22 protein-coding genes are annotated in these 19748 nt (G+C 64.5%); 9 read left to right on the top strand and 13 right to left on the bottom strand.

Annotated elements, in window-relative coordinates; all coding sequences use genetic code 11:
* Positions 1 to 125: 125 nt before the first annotated feature.
* From UP10_RS24515 to UP10_RS24495, 6 genes are all read left to right on the top strand, one after another.
* Complete coding sequence (locus tag UP10_RS24515; protein WP_044543141.1) at positions 126 to 386, top strand: hypothetical protein; 261 nt, start codon at positions 126 to 128, stop codon at positions 384 to 386.
* Between the two features lie 666 nt (positions 387 to 1052).
* Positions 1053 to 2195 carry a type III PLP-dependent enzyme gene (locus UP10_RS24510; protein WP_044543140.1) on the top strand — a complete coding sequence of 381 codons (1143 nt, stop codon included), beginning with the start codon at positions 1053 to 1055 and terminating at the stop codon, positions 2193 to 2195.
* A 128-nt stretch (positions 2196 to 2323) separates the two neighbouring features.
* Entirely contained in the window at positions 2324 to 2908 is a 585-nt protein-coding gene (locus UP10_RS24505; protein WP_044589778.1) for a GNAT family N-acetyltransferase, read from the top strand.
* Between the two features lie 9 nt (positions 2909 to 2917).
* Positions 2918 to 3085 carry a hypothetical protein gene (locus tag UP10_RS45390; RefSeq protein WP_197086891.1) on the top strand — a complete coding sequence of 56 codons (168 nt, stop codon included), beginning with the start codon at positions 2918 to 2920 and terminating at the stop codon, positions 3083 to 3085.
* Positions 3086 to 3163: 78 nt separating this feature from the next.
* On the top strand, positions 3164 to 3553 hold the full coding sequence (locus tag UP10_RS24500; RefSeq protein ID WP_044589777.1) for a RidA family protein: 390 nt from the start codon (positions 3164 to 3166) through the stop codon (positions 3551 to 3553).
* Positions 3554 to 3599: 46 nt separating this feature from the next.
* Positions 3600 to 5042 carry a homospermidine synthase gene (locus UP10_RS24495; RefSeq protein ID WP_044589776.1) on the top strand — a complete coding sequence of 481 codons (1443 nt, stop codon included), beginning with the start codon at positions 3600 to 3602 and terminating at the stop codon, positions 5040 to 5042.
* Positions 5043 to 5174: 132 nt separating this feature from the next.
* Here the strand turns inward: UP10_RS24495 and UP10_RS24490 are convergent, their stop codons facing one another.
* The 10 genes from UP10_RS24490 to UP10_RS24445 all read right to left on the bottom strand — a co-directional run bounded on the left by UP10_RS24490 (position 5175) and on the right by UP10_RS24445 (position 13037).
* Positions 5175 to 5915, bottom strand: coding sequence for an acetoacetate decarboxylase (locus tag UP10_RS24490; protein ID WP_044589775.1), 741 nt, complete (start codon positions 5913 to 5915; stop codon positions 5175 to 5177).
* A 118-nt stretch (positions 5916 to 6033) separates the two neighbouring features.
* Positions 6034 to 6366, bottom strand: coding sequence for a hypothetical protein (locus tag UP10_RS24485; protein ID WP_044589774.1), 333 nt, complete (start codon positions 6364 to 6366; stop codon positions 6034 to 6036).
* 78 nt (positions 6367 to 6444) lie between these two features.
* Positions 6445 to 7161: an MgtC/SapB family protein gene (locus tag UP10_RS24480; protein ID WP_044589773.1), complete on the bottom strand. Its 717-nt coding sequence runs from the start codon at positions 7159 to 7161 to the stop codon at positions 6445 to 6447.
* Between the two features lie 9 nt (positions 7162 to 7170).
* Positions 7171 to 8187 carry a WD40 repeat domain-containing protein gene (locus UP10_RS24475; RefSeq protein WP_044589772.1) on the bottom strand — a complete coding sequence of 339 codons (1017 nt, stop codon included), beginning with the start codon at positions 8185 to 8187 and terminating at the stop codon, positions 7171 to 7173.
* Entirely contained in the window at positions 8187 to 9236 is a 1050-nt protein-coding gene (locus tag UP10_RS24470) for a CobW family GTP-binding protein (RefSeq protein WP_044589771.1), read from the bottom strand. Before UP10_RS24470 ends, UP10_RS24475 begins: the two co-directional genes overlap by 1 nt.
* Before the next feature lie 57 nt (positions 9237 to 9293).
* On the bottom strand, positions 9294 to 10166 hold the full coding sequence (locus UP10_RS24465; RefSeq protein WP_044590095.1) for a metal ABC transporter substrate-binding protein: 873 nt from the start codon (positions 10164 to 10166) through the stop codon (positions 9294 to 9296).
* 5 nt (positions 10167 to 10171) lie between these two features.
* On the bottom strand, positions 10172 to 11041 hold the full coding sequence (locus UP10_RS24460) for a metal ABC transporter permease (RefSeq protein ID WP_044589770.1): 870 nt from the start codon (positions 11039 to 11041) through the stop codon (positions 10172 to 10174).
* A 5-nt stretch (positions 11042 to 11046) separates the two neighbouring features.
* Positions 11047 to 11802, bottom strand: coding sequence for a metal ABC transporter ATP-binding protein (locus tag UP10_RS24455; protein WP_044589769.1), 756 nt, complete (start codon positions 11800 to 11802; stop codon positions 11047 to 11049).
* A gap of 3 nt (positions 11803 to 11805) precedes the next feature.
* On the bottom strand, positions 11806 to 12000 hold the full coding sequence (locus UP10_RS45945; RefSeq protein WP_044589768.1) for a hypothetical protein: 195 nt from the start codon (positions 11998 to 12000) through the stop codon (positions 11806 to 11808).
* A 677-nt stretch (positions 12001 to 12677) separates the two neighbouring features.
* Positions 12678 to 13037, bottom strand: coding sequence for a hypothetical protein (locus UP10_RS24445; protein ID WP_156180228.1), 360 nt, complete (start codon positions 13035 to 13037; stop codon positions 12678 to 12680).
* Positions 13038 to 13093: 56 nt separating this feature from the next.
* Between UP10_RS24445 and UP10_RS24440 the strand changes: the two genes are divergently transcribed.
* A complete protein-coding gene (locus UP10_RS24440) occupies positions 13094 to 14497 on the top strand; it encodes an MFS transporter (protein WP_044589766.1) in 1404 nt (467 codons plus the stop codon).
* Positions 14498 to 14631: 134 nt separating this feature from the next.
* Here UP10_RS24440 and UP10_RS24435 read toward each other — a convergent pair whose 3' ends face one another.
* The gene (locus UP10_RS24435) at positions 14632 to 15549 is read right to left on the bottom strand and encodes a LysR family transcriptional regulator (RefSeq protein WP_044589765.1); all 918 of its coding nucleotides are present in this window, start codon (positions 15547 to 15549) and stop codon (positions 14632 to 14634) included.
* Between the two features lie 252 nt (positions 15550 to 15801).
* Here UP10_RS24435 and UP10_RS24430 point away from each other — a divergent pair, with 252 nt between their 5' ends.
* Together UP10_RS24430 and UP10_RS24425 are read left to right on the top strand one after the other, a co-directional pair.
* Complete coding sequence (locus tag UP10_RS24430; protein ID WP_044589764.1) at positions 15802 to 17115, top strand: MFS transporter; 1314 nt, start codon at positions 15802 to 15804, stop codon at positions 17113 to 17115.
* A gap of 22 nt (positions 17116 to 17137) precedes the next feature.
* Entirely contained in the window at positions 17138 to 18211 is a 1074-nt protein-coding gene (locus UP10_RS24425) for a tartrate dehydrogenase (RefSeq protein ID WP_044589763.1), read from the top strand.
* Between the two features lie 175 nt (positions 18212 to 18386).
* Here the strand turns inward: UP10_RS24425 and UP10_RS24420 are convergent, their stop codons facing one another.
* Together UP10_RS24420 and UP10_RS24415 are read right to left on the bottom strand one after the other, a co-directional pair.
* The gene (locus UP10_RS24420) at positions 18387 to 18875 is read right to left on the bottom strand and encodes a DUF2852 domain-containing protein (RefSeq protein WP_044543220.1); all 489 of its coding nucleotides are present in this window, start codon (positions 18873 to 18875) and stop codon (positions 18387 to 18389) included.
* 130 nt (positions 18876 to 19005) lie between these two features.
* Positions 19006 to 19713, bottom strand: coding sequence for a TetR/AcrR family transcriptional regulator (locus UP10_RS24415; RefSeq protein ID WP_044589762.1), 708 nt, complete (start codon positions 19711 to 19713; stop codon positions 19006 to 19008).
* Positions 19714 to 19748: the final 35 nt, after the last annotated feature.

Here is a 19748-nt window from a genome sequence, read left to right as displayed (position 1 = left end):
TGTCCCGTTTTCGCCTTGAAAATGTGGCCCAATCTATATCACGCGATACGGCATTTTTGGGCCTTTTGCGCTTGATAGATGGGCACTTTTCGGAGAGATTGCGCCCCCTGAACAGGACCTATTCGATGAGCATGCAGCCCACCACCACAGCCAAGCGCGAGATCCTCTGGCCGAGCGTCATCACCGTCATCTCGGCGGCGATCCTGATCGGCGCGGAAGTGTTCGGTGCAGCGTTCGCAGGCGGCTGGGCGCTCGCGATCCTGCTCGGGCTCAACGACACCGGCGCCCACATCCTGCAGGCCGTGCTGTTCGCCGTCGGCGTCCTGATCATGATCGCCTTCATCCGCGCCGCTCAGCGCGTCGAGCCGTTCACGCGCCGCGCCTGACGCGCGTCTCAAGAAAGCGCTGCGGCACAGGGCCAAAACACACACGCTTCGTTAGTCAATCTTAACAGACGTTCATCTTCTCGACGCCTCGGCGCGTGCAGCGCGCGGCATTGCAAGCTCGCGTTAGGGAAATCTGTCGCTATCGCAAAAAAAATCTTGCGAACCAGAGTCAAAAGACTTATTTCCCCTTTGCCCAATTTCGCACGTGCCTGTGGTCGTGTGTCAGTCGGTAGGTATCCGGACAAGAGGCCGGACAGCCGCCAAGGGGTGGAAGAACCGAGGGTTGCCCACGTCCGTCAGGACACGAGGCGGCCAGCATCTCTCTCCAGGGATGCCGTTGAAGGTCTCACCACCCTTTGCAACCGTGACTGGCAGCCGGAGGCGAACCGGCGCACCCCGCTCTCAACGGGGGACGCGACTTAAAGCAACGACGGATCGGGCTTTTTTGGTCTCTACCGGCAGTCCAACGCCGGCGCGGGCTACTGAAAAGGCTTGTCCTTCATTGCCAGGTGTGCGGGCGGGAAACTCTCCCAACCAATCCACGGCAGCTCAGTCTGGTTTGAGTCTTTTGGCTTCGTTGCGCCTCCATCGCGCAATTGGGCCGGAGCGCTCTTATCCGACGTCACGTTGACGCGGTTCCCGTCGCTGGGACCGTTGGAGAGTGCTATGACCGAACGTATCCAGGAATTCCTGCGCAACCGCCGCAGCGAGGGCCAAGACACCGAGCCGTGCCTCGTCGTCGACCTCGAAGTCGTGCGCGACAACTTCCAGACCTTTGCGAAGGCGCTGCCGGACAGCCGCGTGTTCTACGCGGTGAAGGCAAACCCGTCGCCCGAAGTGCTGTCGCTGCTGGCCTCGATGGGCTCCTGCTTCGATACCGCAACCGTTGCGGAGATCGAAATGGCGCTGGCTGCCGGTGCGACGCCGGACCGCATCTCCTATGGCAACACGATCAAGAAGGAGCGCGACATCGCGCGCGCCTTCGCGCTCGGCATTCGGCTGTTCGCGGTCGATTGCGCCGCCGAGGTCGAGAAGGTCGCCCGTGCCGCTCCCGGCGCCAAGGTGTTCTGCCGCATCCTCTATGACTGCGCCGGCGCAGAATGGCCGCTGTCGCGCAAGTTCGGCTGCGATCCCGAGATGGCGGTCGACGTGCTCGACCTCGCCAAGCGCGTCGGGCTGGAGCCGTGCGGCATCTCGTTCCATGTCGGCTCGCAGCAGCGCAAGGTGAAGGCGTGGGACCGCGCGCTCGCGATGGCGTCGAGCGTGTTCCGTGACTGCGCCGAGCGCGGCATCAACCTCACCATGGTCAACATGGGCGGCGGCTTCCCGACCAAGTACCTGAAGGACGTTCCTCCGGTCCTGCAGTACGGCCGGTCGATCTTCCGCGCGTTGCGCAAGCATTTCGGCAACCAGATCCCGGAGACGATCATCGAGCCGGGCCGCGGCATGGTCGGCAATGCCGGTATCATCGAGACCGAAGTCGTTCTGATCTCCAAGAAGAGCGACGAGGACGAGGTGCGCTGGGTCTATCTCGACATCGGCAAATTCGGCGGCCTCGCCGAGACCATGGACGAGTCGATCCGCTACGCCATCCGTACCCCGCATGACGGGGCGGACATGACGCCGTGCGTGCTCGCAGGTCCGACCTGCGATAGCGCCGACGTGCTGTACGAGAAGCTGCCGTATCCGCTCCCGGTGACGCTCGAGATCGGCGACAAGCTGCTGATCGAAGGCACCGGCGCCTATACGTCGACCTACTCGTCGGTGGCGTTCAACGGCATTCCGCCGCTGAAGACCTACCACATCTAAGCCGCCTCCTTTTAGAGGCCTGACGAACCGGGAGCCGGCCAGCCGGCTCCTTCCCTGTCATTTTTGACTTTCTGAACGACGCTTGCCGCGGCGTGCAAACCGCCGTTGCAAGCGAGGACTGACGTGCCATGACTGCTAAACGGAACACCCCCGTTGCCCTCATTCGGACTGCCGCTCCGTTCGCGATCCGCGCGGAACGAGCCTCCGACGTCGTCGCGCGCGAAGCGCTGCTGGATGCCTGCTTTGGCGACAACCGCCATGCACGCACCTGCCAGCGACTGCGCGACGGACGCGCGCCCGCCGAAGGCCTTAGCCTCTCGGCCGTGCGCAAGGACGGCCGGCTGGTTGGAACCGTGCGGTTGTGGCACGTCAGCGCGGGGGGCCGCGCTGCGCTGATGCTGGGGCCGCTGGCAGTGGACGATTCCTGCCGCGGCCTCGGCGTCGGCGCGGCCCTGATGAAGCGCGTCCTGGCTGCCGCCAAGGCGCGCGACCACAGCGCGGTGATCCTGCTCGGCGATGCGCCCTACTACATCAGGTTCGGCTTCTCGGCCGCCAGGACCGGCGAGCTGTCGCTGCCGGGCGCCTTCGAACGCGAGCGGCTCCTTGGCCTTGAATTCGTCGAGGGCGCCCTCGATGGCGCCTGGGGCATGATCACGCCGACCGACGCATCCCGCACCCGCAGGGCGCCGCTCGCCATATCGCGCGCGGCGTAAGGCGGAGCCATGTCCGAGACCTCCACCGCAACCGACGTCGCGCGCCCGCGTTTGCGCAGCCTCGTCACCACGATCGTCTTTGTCCTGATCTCTGTCATGATCGTCAGGGACATTCTGGTCCGGCGCTGGGCAGGCACGCCGCCCGCGCCGCCGGACGCCACCCAACAGTCCCGCTGAGCTCGCCGCAGGGGTTGCGCGGGCGTGCGAAATGCCCGTAAACCCCGCGCAAAGCTCCCCTCAGTCGAGGTCCCGAATATGCCCCGTCGCCTGATTTCCACCGGCTCCCCTCTCGAGAGGTCCGTCGGCTACAGCCGCGCGGTGATCGATGGCGATTTCGCCTTCGTCGCTGGAACCACCGGCTATGACTACACGACGATGACCATGCCATCGGATGTCACGAGCCAGTCACGGAACTGTTTCAAGACCATCGAGGCTGCCCTCAAGGAGGGCGGCTTCGCGATGGCCGATATCGTCCGCGCGACCTACTACGTCACCGACGCCAACTACGTGGATGCCCACTTCGCCGTCTGCGGCGAGGTCCTCGGTGACATCAGGCCGGCTGCGACGTTGCTGGTCGTCACGGCCCTCGCCAAGCCCGAGATGAAAGTCGAGATCGAAGTCACCGCCAAGCGCCGCAGCGCCTGATCCACCGCAACACCAACGACCAAGCACTTTCCGGAGAAACTATCCCATGAGCCCCGCCTCGCAGATCTACGCGAAGATCACCGGTCCCATCGTCATGGTCGGCTTCGGCTCCATCGGCAAAGGCACGTTGCCGATGATCGAGCGGCATCTCGATTACGACAAGTCGCGCATCACCGTGATCGATCCCAAGGACGAGGGCCGCAAGGCACATTGCGAGAAGCACAATGTGAAATTCATCCAGCAGGCCGTGACCAGGGACAATTATCGCGACTTGCTGACCCCGCTGCTCACCGAAGGCGGCGGCCAGGGTTTTTGCGTCAATCTCTCGGTCGATACCGGCTCTACCGACATCATGGAGCTCTGCAACGAACTTGGCGCGCTTTATATCGACACCGTCAACGAGCCCTGGCTCGGTTTCTATTTCGATTCCTCGAAGGGCCCGGAAGCGCGCTCCAACTATGCGCTTCGCGAAGTGACGCTGGCGGCCAAGAAGGCGCGCCCCGCGGGCTCGACGACGGCCGTCTCCTGCTGTGGCGCCAATCCCGGCATGGTCTCCTTTTTCGTCAAGCAGGCGCTGCTCAATGTCGCCGCTGATCTGAAGCTCAATGCCCCCAAGCCGAAGACCAAAGCCGAATGGGCCGACTTGATGCGGCAGGCCGGTATCAAGGGCATCCACATCGCCGAACGCGACACCCAGCGCTCCAAGTCGCCGAAAGAGCCTGATGTCTTCGTCAACACCTGGTCGGTGGAAGGCTTCCTGTCGGAAGGCGTGCAGCCGTCCGAACTCGGTTGGGGTACCCATGAAAAATGGATGCCCGAGAATGCGCATACCCACGAAGCCGGCTGCGGCGCGGCCATCTATCTGATGCAGCCCGGCGCCAACACGCGCGTGCGCACCTGGTGCCCGACCCGCGGCGCGCAGTATGGCTTTCTGGTCACCCACAACGAGTCGATCTCGATCTCCGATTACTTCACGGTGCGTGACGCATCGGGCACCGCGATCTATCGGCCGACCTGCCACTATGCCTATCATCCGGCCGACGATGCCGTGCTGTCGCTGCATGAAATGTTCGGCCGCGCCGCGAAGATGCAGGAAAAGCACCACATCCTCGATGAGAACGAAATCGTCGATGGCATCGACGAACTCGGCGTGCTGCTGTTCGGCCATGACAACAATGCCTACTGGTACGGCTCGCAGCTCTCCATCGAGGAGACCCGCAAGCTCGCGCCCTATCAGAACGCCACCGGCCTGCAAGTGACCTCCGCCGTGCTCGGCGGCATGGTGTGGGCGCTGGAAAATCCGAACGAAGGCATCGTCGAAGCCGACGAGATGGATTTCGATCGACTGCTGGAAATCCAGCTGCCGTATCTCGGCCCGGTGAACGGTTTCTACACCGACTGGACACCGCTCAACGACCGGCCCGGCCTGTTCCCGGAGGACATCGATACGAGCGATCCGTGGCAGTTCCGGAATATCCTGGTGCGCTGATCCCAAAGAGGTCATCCCGGGATGCGCGCCTCGCGCGCAGACCCGGGATCTCGAAGTTTGTGGCACGAGATTCTCAGGTGCGCGAGTGCGCACCATAGTTCACCGCTGACGCGATGCCCCGGAATGACTTCGTCACTTCGCCAGATAATCGAACGCCACCGATCCCAATCCCAGGGTCAGGTCCGCCTTGTAGTGCAGCGCCGACACCACCTCGCGCACCGGCAGGCGGGCGACGTCGCAGAGCGCATGGGGAAACAGGCCAAGCGCGGCGGGGCCGGTCCAGGCTTCCTTCAGCGTGACGTCATCGAGATGAAACCGCACCAACTCGCAGATCCGCGGGGTGCCGTCGACATGCGGGATGATCTTCAGGATGAAGTTCGGCGCCTTCATCGCGTTCAGCACGGTGTCGTGGTCGACCTTGCGGTGTTTGTAGCCCATCGTGGCGGAGGCGCAGAGCACCGAGCCGTAATGCAGCGAGCCAACCAGCACGTCGCTTTCGACCGCGATCTTGGGCCGCGCCAGCTTCTTCGGAAATCCCCACAGCTCGCGGCCGCCGGCGATCGGGGCCTCGTCATCGAGATACATCGCGTGGGTGTAGGCGCCGACCTCGCCCTTGAAGCGGACCGGGATCACCTGCCCGGTCTCGGTGTAGTCGCCGAAGCCGGTTGAATCAGGCATCCGGATGAATTCGTACTTCACCACGGGTTCGACGACCTCGAGCGGCTCCGGCACCACGGCGGCGAGCGCTTCGGGGTCGGTCCGGTAGGTGATGATGAAATATTCGCGGTCGTAGAAGCGATAGGGCCCCGGCGGGAACGCTGGGTTGGTGAGCGGCATCGAATAGGCGTTGCGCCTGACGTCGTCGATCTTCATGGAAGGCCCCATCTGCCGTTGGTGTGACGACCGATTATGGAGCGGACGGGCGACGGAGGCGAGAGCGGATAATCGGCAGTATCAGTCAAATGCGCGTCACCATGCGCATCGCGCGCATCTATTTCTGATTGATCGGCGGCGCGGTCTTTTCGGCGGGCGCCGGCGGCAGCACCGGCTTGGCGCCGGCCTTCTGCGCTTGCGCGTCCGGTTGTGCAGGCTCCGGAGCCGGCGTGGTCGGACGCTCGCCGCCGGGCTTTGATTCGGCCGGGAGCGCCGTCGTCTCCGGCGCCGGCGTGCCTTGCAGCGGCTGCGTCGCCTGCGCGATCCGCTGCGGCGGGGCCGCGTTGATCGCGCGCAATGAAAGGCCTGAGATCGCTGCGCCCGTCACCACCAGCGCAACGGCGATCAGCATGCCGTTCCGCAACGTTCTCTTGGTTTGGTCCGCAGCCATTCGTGCACCCGCGACTTGTTCGCGATGTCAACGATCCTGCTCCGGCATGGTTCCGCGGCGGCAATGCCGCCGCGGAACTCAGTCCGCGGTATTGCTCTCCCAGGTCGCGTGACGCACACCGGGCTGGCGCTCGATATCGGTGACCACGGCATTCAGCTCGTGGGGATCGATCGCGGTCGAGACCAGCGTCGCCACGATCTCCAGGCGATCGTCGCCGATCTCGGCCACGGCGACATCGGCCACCGGATAGTTTGCGGCTTCGAGCTTCTCCACCAGGCGGTCGCGCATCGTGGGCAGCGCATCGGTCGAGACCGCGACCTTGACGTAATAGGTCGCCTCCGAGGCCTTCTCGTTCAGCGGAATGCGGTTGATGGCGTTGACGAGGGGGCGCAGCAGCGTGTTGCCTGCGATCACGAAGACGGTCAGCGCCACCGCCTGCGCGACCAGATCGGCACCGGCGCAGGAGCCGACCGCCGCCGAGGACCACAGCGTCGCCGCGGTGTTGAGGCCGCGCACGTCCATGCCCTGCTTCATGATGACGCCGGCGCCAAGGAAGCCGATTCCCGACACGACATAGGCGATCACGCGCACCGCGCCGTCGGCGCCCGCCAGATGCATCGCCAGATCGACAAAGGCCGCAGCCCCAACCGCGACCAGCACATTGGTGCGCAGGCCCGCGGTGCGCTGCCGGTACTGCCGCTCGGCCCCGATCAGCGTGCCGAGCACGAAGGCGGTGGACAGGCTCACCAGCGTGTCGAGGAAGTCGGCGAGCTGGAATGTGGTGAGAAATCGCATGGCGATCTCTTACATTTCCAGGATGCCCGCGTCACCATCTTCCGCGCCGAACGCCAGGAGCGTCCCCTTGGCATTCCACGCCAGCCCCGAGATCGGGGCGCCGCCGGTCCGGCGTACCAGGATCTCGGCACCGTCCTCGAGGCGGACCATCAACACCACACCGTCGCTATAGCCGACCGCCATGATGTCGTTCTTCGGATGGCAGGCGACGACAGACACCCGCGCCGGCATCGGCGCCAGCATCGCCGGCTCCTTGCCCATCGGGCCGTCCTTGCTGGTGAACGGCCAGACGATCACGCTATCGGCGCCCGAGGTCGCGAGCCCCTTGCCGCCCGCGCTCCACGACATCGAACGCACGCGGCCGGGGTAGCCGCTCATTCGCATGTGCCTGCTGTCGGCGAGCCGCCAGCCATGCATCGCCGCCTCGTGCATCGCGGTCACCAGGAATTTGTTGTCCGGACTGAACATGACGGCGAGATGCGACCCGGCCCATTCCAGGAATTCGGGATTGGCCGCCATGTTGGGAAACCATAGCGTCACGCCATTGTAATGCGCGATCGCGAGCCGCAAGCCCTTCGGCGCGAAGGCCAGCCCGCCGACGGTGGACGGCACCTCGAACGTCTTGTCGTCGCCTTTGGCGCCGCGGACGTAGGCGGTCTTGCCGACCGACCACGCCACCGTGCCCTCGCCTTGCAGCGCGACATTGTCGATCCAGCGCCGCTTGACGTCGGTCACAATCGTAGAGGTCTCGCCCTTGGCGTCGATGGCGACCAACTTGCCGTCATCACCGCCGGTGACGATCCGCTTGCCGTCGGAGGCCGCGCACAGGATGGCGCCGCCATGGACCGGCGTGCGCGTGATCTCGCCGTCGGCGGTCACGATCGCGATTTCCTCCTCGGCACCGACGAAGAAGGCGCGATCGCCGAGGAAATGCACTGAGCCTACGGCCGCGCCGAGCGGGGTCAGCTTGACGCGATCGGTGATCGAAACGATGGAAGGCCCGTCGGGCGCGTCGAAGTCCTTCATCACGAGACGATGCAGCGTTCAAAACCGTCGCGGATCGCCTGTTCCGGCAATTCGCGACCGATGAAGACGACCCGGCTCTCGCGCTTCTCGCCGTCCTTCCATTTCCGCTGATGATCGCCTTCGAGCATCATGTGGACACCCTGGAAGACGTAGCGGTCGTCATCGCCGGCAAACGCGAGGATGCCCTTCGAGCGCAGGATCTTCTGGCCCTCGCTGGCAACCAGCTGCTGCAGCCAGGGCATGAACGTGGTCGGGTCGAGCGGCTTGTCCGAGCGCAGCGACAGCGACTGCATGTCCTCGTCGTGATAGTGCTTCAACCCACCATGGCTGTGGCCGTGATCATGATGATGGTCGTGGCCGTGATGATGATCGTGATCGTGGTCATGATCGCCGCCGGTTTCGAGGAAGTCAGGCTCGATCTCCAGGATGCGGTCGAGGTCGAACGCGCCGCGCTCCAGCACGTCGGAAAGCTGAACCTTGCAGCGCTCGGTGCGATGCAGTTTTGCGTAAGGATTGATGCCGCGGATGCGGGCCTCGACCTCGGCGAGCTCCGCCTTTGACACCAGGTCGGTCTTGTTCAGCACGATGACATCGGCAAACGCGATCTGGTTCTTGGCCTCGGGGGCGTCCTTGAGGCGATCGCTTAGCCATTTGGCGTCGGCGACGGTGACGACCGCATCGAGCCGGGCGTTCTTCTGCACATCCTCGTCGACGAAAAAGGTCTGCGCGACCGGCGCCGGATCGGCGAGACCCGTGGTCTCGACGATAATGGCGTCGAACTTGCCCTTGCGCTTCATCAGCCCGTCCAGGATGCGGACGAGATCGCCGCGCACCGTACAGCAGACGCAGCCATTGTTCATCTCGAACACTTCTTCGTCGGCACCGATGATCAGATCGTTGTCGATGCCGATCTCGCCGAATTCGTTGACGATGACGGCGTATTTCTTGCCGTGGTTTTCCGACAGAATCCTGTTCAACAACGTGGTCTTGCCGGCGCCGAGATAGCCCGTCAGCACGGTCACAGGAATTTTTTGCGAAGCTTCAGCCATAACAACTCCGAAGGAACTTGGGGTGCTGCGCTCAACCTTGGCAGGGAGGCCCCTGCCCTAGTCGGCGAGCGCGCTGGTCAGGGCCTTTATATTGTGCCTGACCATATCAATGTAAGTGGGCGCATCGCCCTTTTCGCCCGTCAAACTGTCCGAGTAAAGGGTCCCCCCGACCTTGGCGCCGGTCTCGGCCGCGATCCGCTCGATCAGGCGCGGATCGCTGATATTTTCGAGAAAAACTGCTGGAATTTTTGCAACTCTAATCTGGGTGATGATTTCAGCGATATCGCGCGCGCTGGGCTCGGAATCGGTGGAGACGCCGAGCGGCGCGATGAACTTGATACCATAGGCATCGGCGAAATAACCGAAGGCGCCATGGGTCGAGATCACCTTGCGCCGTTCTTCCGGTATTTTCGCCACCGCCTCCCGCACCTCGCGGTCGAGGACGTCGAGCTTGGCCAGATAGGCCTCGGCATTGGCCCTGAAAACAGCGGCATCGTCAGGGGCGACCGCAATCAGCGCGTCGCGGATGTTGCCGACATAGATCTTTGCGTTGAGCGCGGATTGCCATGCATGCGGGTCCTCGTGGCCGCCGACCTGCCGCGCGGCAATCCCGCGGGTCGCGACCGTAACAGGCGCCTTGCCGCCGGAGGCCTGCAGCAGCCGCGGCATCCAGCCCTCGAAGCCGAACCCGTTGACGATCAGGAGCCTGGCGTCGGCGACCTTTTTCGCATCCGCCGGCGTCGGCGCATAGACATGTGCGTCGCCGTCGGGCCCGACCAGCGCTGCTACCTCGACGCTGTCACCACCGACATTGCGCACCATGTCGGCGAGGATCGAGAAGCTCACCACGACATTGATGCGTCCCTCGGCCCGCGCCGCAGCGGTCGTCATCACCAGCGCCAGACAGATCAGCCCAATCCACCGCCGCATCGCCATCATGCCTCGAGATGCCGGCCGGGAAACAGCTGCCGCACCAGCCCGCTGACATTACCGAACAGCAGCGAGACGATGTAGAGCCCGGCCGCGACCAGGATGATGGCGGGACCGGACGGAATCCGCGTCTGGTACGACAGCACGAGCCCAGCATAGCCCGACACAATCGCGCTCGCGACCGCGATGCAGATCATCGTGGTGATATCGCGTGACCAGAACCGCGCGATGCCGGCGGGCAGGATCATCAGCCCAACGCCGAGCAGCGTGCCGAGCGCATGGAAGCCGTTGACGAGGTTGATCACGACCAGCGCGAGGAACGCCAGATGCGCCGGCGCGCCGGCCCGGCTCACCGTGCGCAGGAACACCGGATCGACGCATTCGATCACCAGCGGACGATAGATCACCGCCAGAACCAGCAACGTGATCGTCGCATTAAAGGCAATCACCAGCAGGGTCTGGTCGTCCATCGCGAGGATGTTGCCGAACAACACATGCAGCAGGTCAATATTGGTGCCCTTGATGGACACGATGGTGACGCCGAGCGCGAGCGAAACCAGATAGAAGGTCGCAAGCGAGGCGTCCTCCTTCAATTCGGTGTTGCGGGCGACGAGGCCGGCGAGCAGCGCCACCGTGAAGCCCGCAAGCAGGCCACCGACCGTCATTGCAAACAAACTGAGCCCCGAGACGAGGAAGCCGATCGCCGCCCCCGGCAGGATCGCATGCGCCATGGCGTCGCCGACCAGGCTCATCCGGCGCAGCATCAAGAATACACCGATCGGCGCGCCACCGAGCGACAGCGCGATCACGGCCGCGAGCGCGCGGCGCATGAACTCGAATTCGGTGAAGGGCGCGATCAGCGCGTCGTAGAGCATGGCGATCAGGCGGCCCGTGAGCGCGGATCGGCCGCACAGGCTCCGGCACTGTCGTCGAAGGCCTCGCACATCCGCATCGCCACCATCAAATTATCAGGCGTCAGCGCCTGCGCGGTCGGGCCCCATTCGACGGGCCCGCGCGCCAGCAGCAGCGTTTCGGGAAAATTGTTGCGGACCATGTCGAGGTCGTGCAGCGCCGCCAGCACCGTGCGCCCCTCGCCGTTCCAGCGCTTCACCAGCGCCAGCAGGTCGGCGGTGGTCTTGGCATCGATCGCGTTGAACGGCTCGTCGAGCACGATCAGGCGGGCGTCCTGCAACAGCACGCGAGCGAACAATATGCGCTGCATCTGCCCGCCGGACAGCGTGCCGATCGGCCGGTTCTCGAACCCGTTGAGGCCGACCGCGGCCAGTGCCGTCAAAATCCTGTCGCTCGCGGCTTTGCTGATGCCGCCGAAGAACCCGGTCAAGCGCCACAGCCCGGTGCCGACAAAATCAAACACCGAGATCGGGAAGCTGCGGTCGATATCCGCGGTTTGCGGCAGATAGGCGATATCCCTGTGATCGAGCCCGTCGAGATCGATCACGCCCGACAGCGGCTTCAGCACACCGGCGATGCCGCGCAGCAAAGTCGACTTGCCGGCCCCGTTCGGGCCGATCACGGCGAGCAACGCGCCGGCCTCAACCGCACCATTGAGGTGGTGCACCGCCGGGTGGCGATCATAACCGAGCGTGACATCGCGGAATGTGACGAGCGCAGCCACGGATCACCTCATCGCCAGCCAGACGACACCCCACAGGCCCGCGCTGACCGCCAGCGCCGCCGCCAGGCGCGCCGGAACCGTCATCCGCAGGATCGACCAGGGCGCAACCTGGGCCGGATGCGGCGATGCCGGGCCGTGGCTGTGCCCATGGGGGGCGTGGCTGTGGTGGGTGTGGTCGTGAGAATGCGTGTGGGACATGGGGAACAGTGTTATATTATAACATAACGTGAGTCTATCGGGGCTCCCCCCACGGCTTGCCGATCTGCATTGCGTTCCCGGCTCTCTCCAGACGTCGTCCCGGCGGAGGCCGGGACGCCGCGGCGGGTGTTGCGAATGGGACTCGTCGTTCCGGCGTCGCGCAACAACTGACATCGGTGGTTATGGATCCCGGCCTTCGCCGGGACGACACTGAATTTGTTGCGCGATTTGTGAATCACACATTCGCATTCTCGCGACATGATTTGCCCGAGCTTTGCATTTCGTTTGCCCTCTCCTTGAACAAGGGCGCAGGGAAAGCCGGGTGCACGCTGCACCCGCGGTCTCGTGTGCAATGGTGGAAAGAGAAGCGCACACGAGCATACAGGTTCAGCGGAGGCACTCCGGCTTTCCCTGCGCGATGGGTTACGGCTTATACGTGCTCTCCCCGGTGAGCGCTTGGTTGCCACCGTCGTCTCTGGGAAGCGTCAGCTTCTCAAAAACTTTCCGCCTGCATTGCAGCGTCAGGACCACACGACTTCGCCGTCCGCCTCATGCTCAATCGGGTGGGACGGGCAAATCTATACACTGAGTTTCGCTTCGGATAAAACGAAATATTTTTGCGCGAGGGGCTTGCCATGTCGGGCAACTCAGAGGTAGGGCCGAACCGGCCGGGCGCGTCACTGCGCCTTCGTTGTCGTGTCCGTGTCGTAGACCACGCCGCAGGTCCTGTGCGCGTAGCAGGAGCGCAGATGGCATCGGTCATCCATCGCGCAGCCGCCGTAGATGAGGGTGAAATAGCCGAGGACAGCAAAGGCGGTCGCGCCAAGCAAGCATTTGGTCCAGGCATCCATGACGGCCTTGATCCCTTCGTCGGCGGCAGTTTGCGCGCACAGATAGGTCTTTGTGCGATCAGACCGCAAGCAGGTTCGAGTTCCGCTTACCCCGCAACCGACCGGCCGGTCGCCGCATCCCAGCCTCAGATTGATGACCGAACGCCAAAGAAGCCGGTCCTGCTGACACCACGCTGTCAGCAGCACGGGCGTACGACGCTGTCTGCGCGTGCAGCCTGGGACGCGTTTCGGGGAAAGACGGCATGCACGATCACACATCCCAGCTCGCGCAAGAACCATCGGGCCTGATCACGCTCACGCTTGGCCTCGGCGTCTTCCTGATTCCGTTCGACGTGACGGCCGTCGTGGTTGCGATGCCCGGCATCGCGAAGGACCTCGGGTTTGCCGTGGCCGGCTCCGCCTGGGTCATCGACGCCTACAGCCTAGCGCTTACGGCCGCGCTGCTGGCATCGGGCGCGCTCGCCGATCGCTTTGGCCGCCGGCGCGCGATGTTGGCCGGCAACGCAGTGTTCCTGCTGGCGTCGATCGCCTGCGGCGCGGCGGCGAACGGCCCGCTGCTGCTGGCGGCCCGGGTGGCGCAGGGCATCGGTGCGGCCTTCCTGATCACAGGCGCAATCGCACTCGTCGCGCACGCATTTCCGAACCATGATCAGCGGGCGCGCGCCTTCGGCACCATCGGCGTGATCTCCGGCGTTGCGATGGCGCTGGGCCCGACCCTCGGTGGCCTGCTCGCCGCGTGGTTCGGCTGGCGCTGGATCTTTTACGCCAATATCCCGTTTTGCCTGGCACTGGCTTTCGCCGTGCCGCACGTTATTGGCGAGACTCGTGAGGTCGTCGGGCGTCCGCTCGATCCCCTGGGCATCGTGCTGCTGACGCTGTCGCTGGGCCTCGTGATCGATGCGCTGCTGCGACGCGATGCTTCGTTGGGCATCAGAATCGCCGGCCTGGTCGCCGGCGCGACCGCGGCTTTGATGTTCGTTGCACAGCAATGGCGCAGCCCACATCCGGTTCTCGATCCGCGTGTGTTTGCAGCACCGGCCATGATCGGGGTCGGCGCGTTGCTGACCTCCATTCAGTTTGGCTACTGGGCCGTGCTGGTCTATCTGCCGTTGTTCCTGAGCATCGGCCTGGGCGCAACCATGGAAGTGGCCGGCGCGGCGCTGCTGGCGGCAACCCTGCCGATGCTGGCGGTGCCTCTGCTGGGTGGCCGGTTTGTGACGCGATGGGGCTGGCGACGCTTCTTCGTTGTTGCCTTTGGCATCATCGCGTCAGGCGACGCGCTGCTTGTGGTTGCCGCGCTCTCGGACAGCCCTGCGATGCGCCTTGTCGCAACGATCGCCGGAATGCTGACGATCGGCGTCGGCGCCGCGCTGGCGAATCCGCAGATGAGCAGCGTCGCTCTCGCGCTAGCCCCGCCGACGCAGGCTGCGATGACCTCGGCTGTGACGATGATCGTCCGTCAGGCCGGCTTTGCCATCAGCATTGCGGCGCTGGGCGCAACGCTTGGAACGACCGACATGGTCGCGGCATTTGCGGTGCCATTCGTCCTCTCGGCAATCGGGGCCATCGCGGGCGCGGTCGCTGCCGCCAACCTGTTTCCTGCCGCGGAGACCGAGGCGTCAGAAAGCCCGGCGGGTCAACGCTAAGGGCACGCCCCTATCCCTTCGTCATTCCGGGGCTCGCGGAGCGAGAGCCCGGAATCCATTTCACCACAGGTGATGCGGCACGATGGATTCCGGGCTCGACGCTAACGCGCCGCCCCGGAATGACGGGGAGACATTCACGCTTCCCGCGCGTAAGCCTTCAACCTTGCTTCAAGCACGGCGAGCACCTGGTCGCGGATCGGATCCCGCGAGCCCTTCAGCCAGGCGGCGGCGAGCGGCAGGCGCCCGGCGCTGCTGCCCCGCTTCAGCCTGAGCGGCACAAAGCAGACACCCGAGACCGTCATCCGCGAGGTCCAGCGCGGCACGATGGCGACGCCAAGCCGCGCGGCGACCATGTTGACGATGGTCTGCTTCTCGTCGGCGATCTCCTGGATGCGCGGCGTCAGTCCGGCCTCGTCGAACAGCTTTACTGTAAGCTCGTGGCTATGGGGCCGCGAGCGGCGCTCCGGCACGATCAGCGGCTGATCGGCGATGTCGGGCAGCGACACCAATTTTCGCTGCGCCAGCGGATGCCTGCGCGACAATGCGACCACGGCGGTTTCCTGCAGCAGGGACACGAACTCGATGCGCCTGTCCGGCCGTTCCGGCGGGCGCACGAAGGCGAGATCGAGCGCGCCCGACAGCAGCTTTGGCAACAACCGGATGGTCTTCTCTTCGAGCAGCTGCGCGGCGATTTCCGGATTGATAGCGCGGAGATCGCGCAGCAATGGGGGCAGCAGGCCGGCCGCGGCACTATCAATCGCGCCGATCCGGAATCGCCGCGTCGACGGCTTGCGCAAGCGTCCGCGGAAGCCATCCTCGATCGCCTGTGCACGATTCAACAGCGCGCGACCGTCGCGCAGCAGCATCGCGCCGTCCTCGGTCAGCGACACCGCGCGCGTGGTCCGCGCGAACAGCCGGACACCGAGGTCCTCCTCCAGCAGCTTGATGTGACGGCCGAGCGCGGACGGCAGCATCTGCAGCCGCTGCGCCGCGCGGCCGAAATGCAATTCCTCGGCGGCGGCTACGAAGCAGCGGAGCTGGTGCAGTTCCAAGGCGATGGTTTCCTTATGCTCGTGGCCGCCTACCCGCCGTCATTGCGAGCGAAGCGAAGCAATCCATTTGGCACCGCATGCGCGGAGCGATGATTGCTTCGTCGCTCGCTCCTCGCAATGACGACCAGGGATTATATCATTTTTTTGTATAAACCCGCGCGGATTGAATCGCAAAGGCTCGGCGCCCTAACCTGCCCCCTGGCACGGCGAGATACGCCCGCCCCAACAAGAACAGCAACCCGAGGGAGGCCCATGGCCGGCGAGCTTCAGACGCGCGTGTTGCGCAAGATTACGCTCCGCATCGTGCCCTTCATCATGCTGCTGTACTTCGTGGCCTTCATCGACCGCGTCAACATCGGCTTCGCGTCGCTGACCATGAACAAGGACATCGGCCTGTCGCCCACGGTGTACGGCTTCGGCGCCGGTATCTTCTTCTGGGGCTATTTCCTGTTCGAGGTGCCCTCCAACATCATCCTGCACAAGATCGGCGCCCGGATCTGGATCGCGCGGGTGATGATCAGCTGGGGCCTGGTGTCGGCGGCGATGGCGCTGGTGCAGGGCGCGACCAGCTTCTATGTGCTGCGCTTCCTGCTGGGTGCGGCGGAAGCCGGGTTCTTTCCCGGCATCATCCTCTATCTGTCCTACTGGTTCCCGGCGCGACAGCGCGCCGCCGTCACCGCGCTATTCATGGCCGCGGCGCCGCTGTCGACCGTGTTGGGCTCGCCGGTGTCGGGTGCATTGCTCGAAATGGACGGCGCGTTCGGCTTCAAGGGCTGGCAATGGCTGTTCGTGCTCGAAGCAATTCCGGCCGTGCTGCTCGGCTTCGTCGTGCTGGGCTTTCTCACCGATCGGCCGGAGCAGGCCAAATGGCTTGATGACGACGAACGCGGCTGGCTGGTCAAGACGATGAAGGCGGAGAATGACGGCAAGGCCGCGACCGCGAACCACAGCATCTGGCGCGGCCTCGCCGATCCGCGCGTGCTGGCACTGTCACTGGTTTATTTTGGTACCTCGGCCGGGCTCTATACGCTCGGCGTGTGGGCGCCGCAGATCATCAAGGCGTTCGGCCTGTCGTCGCTCCAGGTCGGCTTCCTCAACGCGGTGCCTGCGATGGTCGCGGTTATCGCCATGATCCTGTGGGCGCGGCATTCGGACCGCACCGGCGAACGCAGCTGGCACGTCGTGCTGGCCTGCCTCGTGGCAGCTGCGGGACTGGCGCTGGCGGGATTGTGGACCGGCCTTGCCGCTGTCATCGCGGCGCTGACGCTGGTCAATATCGGCATCTCCTCGTCGAAGCCGCCGCTGTGGAGCATGCCGACCATGTTCCTGTCGGGATCGGCGGCCGCGGCCGGCATCGCCACCATCAACGCGATCGGCAATCTCGGCGGCTTCGTGGGGCCGGCGATGATCGGCTGGATCAAAGACCAGACCGGCAGCTTTGCCGGCGGCCTCTATTTTGTCGCCGGGCTGCTGGTGCTCTCGGCGGTCCTCACGCTGCTGCTGTCACGCGCGCAGGGCGCATCCACGCAATCCGCGCCACAACCTGACCCTATCCGTACCCGCTAACCACTCATCCGGAGATATCCCCATGCGCACTCATTCCATCGCTGCCATTCCCGCCGACGGCATCGGCCCCGAAGTCATCTCCGCAGGCGTCCGCGTGCTGGAGGCGCTAGCGAAACGTACCGGCGACATCAGCTTCACCATCAAAACCTTCGACTGGGGCTCGGACTATTACAAGAAGCACGGTGTGATGATGCCCACCGACGGGCTCGCTGAACTGAAAAAATTCGACGCGATCTATTTCGGCGCGGTCGGCGCGCCCGACGTGCCCGATCACATCACATTGTGGGGCCTTCGCCTGCCGATCTGCCAAGGTTTTGATCAATACGCCAATGTGCGGCCGACCAAGATTTTGCCGGGCGTCGCCTCGCCGCTGCGCAATGTCGGCGTCGGCGATCTCGACTGGGTGATTGTGCGCGAGAACTCCGAAGGCGAATATGCCGGCATGGGCGGCCGCGCCCACCGGGGCCTGCCGGAAGAGGTCGGCACCGAGGTGGCGATCTTCACCCGCGTCGGGGTGACGCGGATCATGCGCTATGCATTCCAGCTGGCGCAGTCGCGGCCGCGCAAATTCCTCACCGTGGTGACCAAGTCGAACGCGCAGCGCCACGGCATGGTGATGTGGGACGAGATCGCCGCCGAAGTGGCGCAGGAATTCCCCGCCGTGACATGGGACAAGATGCTGGTCGATGCCATGACGGTGCGGATGACGCTCAATCCGAAGAGCCTCGACACCATCGTCGCCACCAATCTGCACGCCGACATCCTGTCAGACTTGGCCGGCGCATTGGCCGGCAGCCTCGGCGTCGCGCCGACCGGCAACATCGACCCGCAGCGCCGTTTTCCTTCGATGTTCGAGCCGATCCACGGCTCGGCCTTCGACATCACCGGCAAGGGCATCGCCAACCCGGTCGCGACCTTCTGGACCGCGGTGCAGATGCTGGAGCATCTCGGCGAGAACGACGCCGCAGTGCGGCTGATGGCGGCAGTCGAGAAGGTCTGCGCCGCCGGCGTGCTGACGCCTGATGTCGGCGGCACGGCGACGACGAAGCAAGTGACGGACGCGGTGATCGACGCGATCAATGGATCGAATGTGTAGGAAACGGGTGCGTCGCCGTGTGTCGTGAGGCGAGCACGCCGGCTGGGCTCACCTCACGACGTTACGATCACCCAAAACGCAAACCGCCCGCTTGCTGTTCGCAAACGGGCGGCCCAGGGCCATCAGGTTTTATGGGGGCACATCGCCTGAAGGCTAGCTTGTTGCGGCTCGCGCCTTAGTTCTGCGGCGGCGGCTGGTCGTTCGGCTGGGTCGGACTGGGCTTGTGCTGCGCCATGAAGGCGTCGAACTCTTGCTTGTCCTTGGCGTGGCGCAGGCGATCAAGGAAGTTCTTGAACTCGACCTGCTCTTCCTCGAGCCGGCGCAGCGTCTCCATGCGGTACTCGTCGAAGGCGCGGTTGCCGCTGGTGGGGGCACCGAAGCCGCCGAACGGGAAGCCGCCGCGCTCCATGTGGTTCTTCATCCGATCCATCTTGTACTGCATGCGCTCCATCTTGTTCGCCCAGCGATCCGAGTGACTCCAACAGGCCATTTTTCTGCTCCCGAGTGTGAAAAAGAGAAGCGCGAGACCGATCGGCCACCACATGATGAAGCCGAGGATGATCAGTGCGATCTTGAGGGGATGCCACGGCGTCACGAACATGGGCGGGCGGTACTGGTCTTCCGCGGGGCCGCGCCAGCGATTGACATCTGCGGTGTAGGCCATTTCCTTCTCCATCACGGCATCACGCCGTTGTGAATGTAAATAACATTTACATAGATAGCCGAGCCGTTGGGAAAGTCAAGCTGAGCGGATGACGCACCGCTCCAATTATTTTTGCAGTTCGCTTTGAACCTTATTTCGGTTTGCCCCACGGGCCCGCCGGCTTTTCGTCCGAAACTGCTGCTCCGGGCCGGCGATCGGTCGGGAAGCCGAGGCCGCGAAGATAGATCAGCACTTCGGCCTCCAACAGATCCTCCGGCGACATCGGCAGCTTGCGCCGTGCGGCGTCGCCGCGGCCGAACAGCGAGGCGACGCCGTGCGACATCGACCAGATGTGCAGCGCCATCATCATCGCCGGCGGGCGCGGCATGCCTGGCGGCGCCAGCGCCGCAAGCCGCTCGGCAGCGGCGCGGATGATCGCAAAAGCGCGCTCACTTGCAGCCATCAGCGGCGGATTCGCATCGACGGGCAGGCCGGATTCGAACATCGCGGAATAGAAAGCGGGCTCCTGGCGGGCGAACGCCAGATAGGCTTTGCCGACGCGCTCGAACGCCGTGACGGTGTCAGGACGGCCGTCATCCCAGGCTTGCGTGAGCAGCGCTTCGAACTGCTCGAAGCCGCGCTGTGCGATGCTGGCGATCAATTCGTCACGGTCGCGGAAATGCCGGTACGGCGCCGCCGGGCTGACCCCGGCCATGCGCGCGGCATCGGCGAAGGTGAAGCCGGCCGGCCCCTTCTTCGAGATCAAATCGAGGGCGGCCTGCAGCAACGCCTCTTTCAGATTGCCGTGGTGATAGCCGCGCTCGGCGCGGCCGTCGTCCTTGTCCTTGCGCCAGCTCATGTGAACGGTCTTTACATGAGCCGGCGCGAAAGGTC

This window comes from Bradyrhizobium sp. LTSPM299, assembly GCF_000938235.1.
Lineage (GTDB): Bacteria > Pseudomonadota > Alphaproteobacteria > Rhizobiales > Xanthobacteraceae > Bradyrhizobium.
Note: the sequence above shows the minus strand (reverse complement) of the source record. Positions and strands in the feature narration are given on the sequence as shown.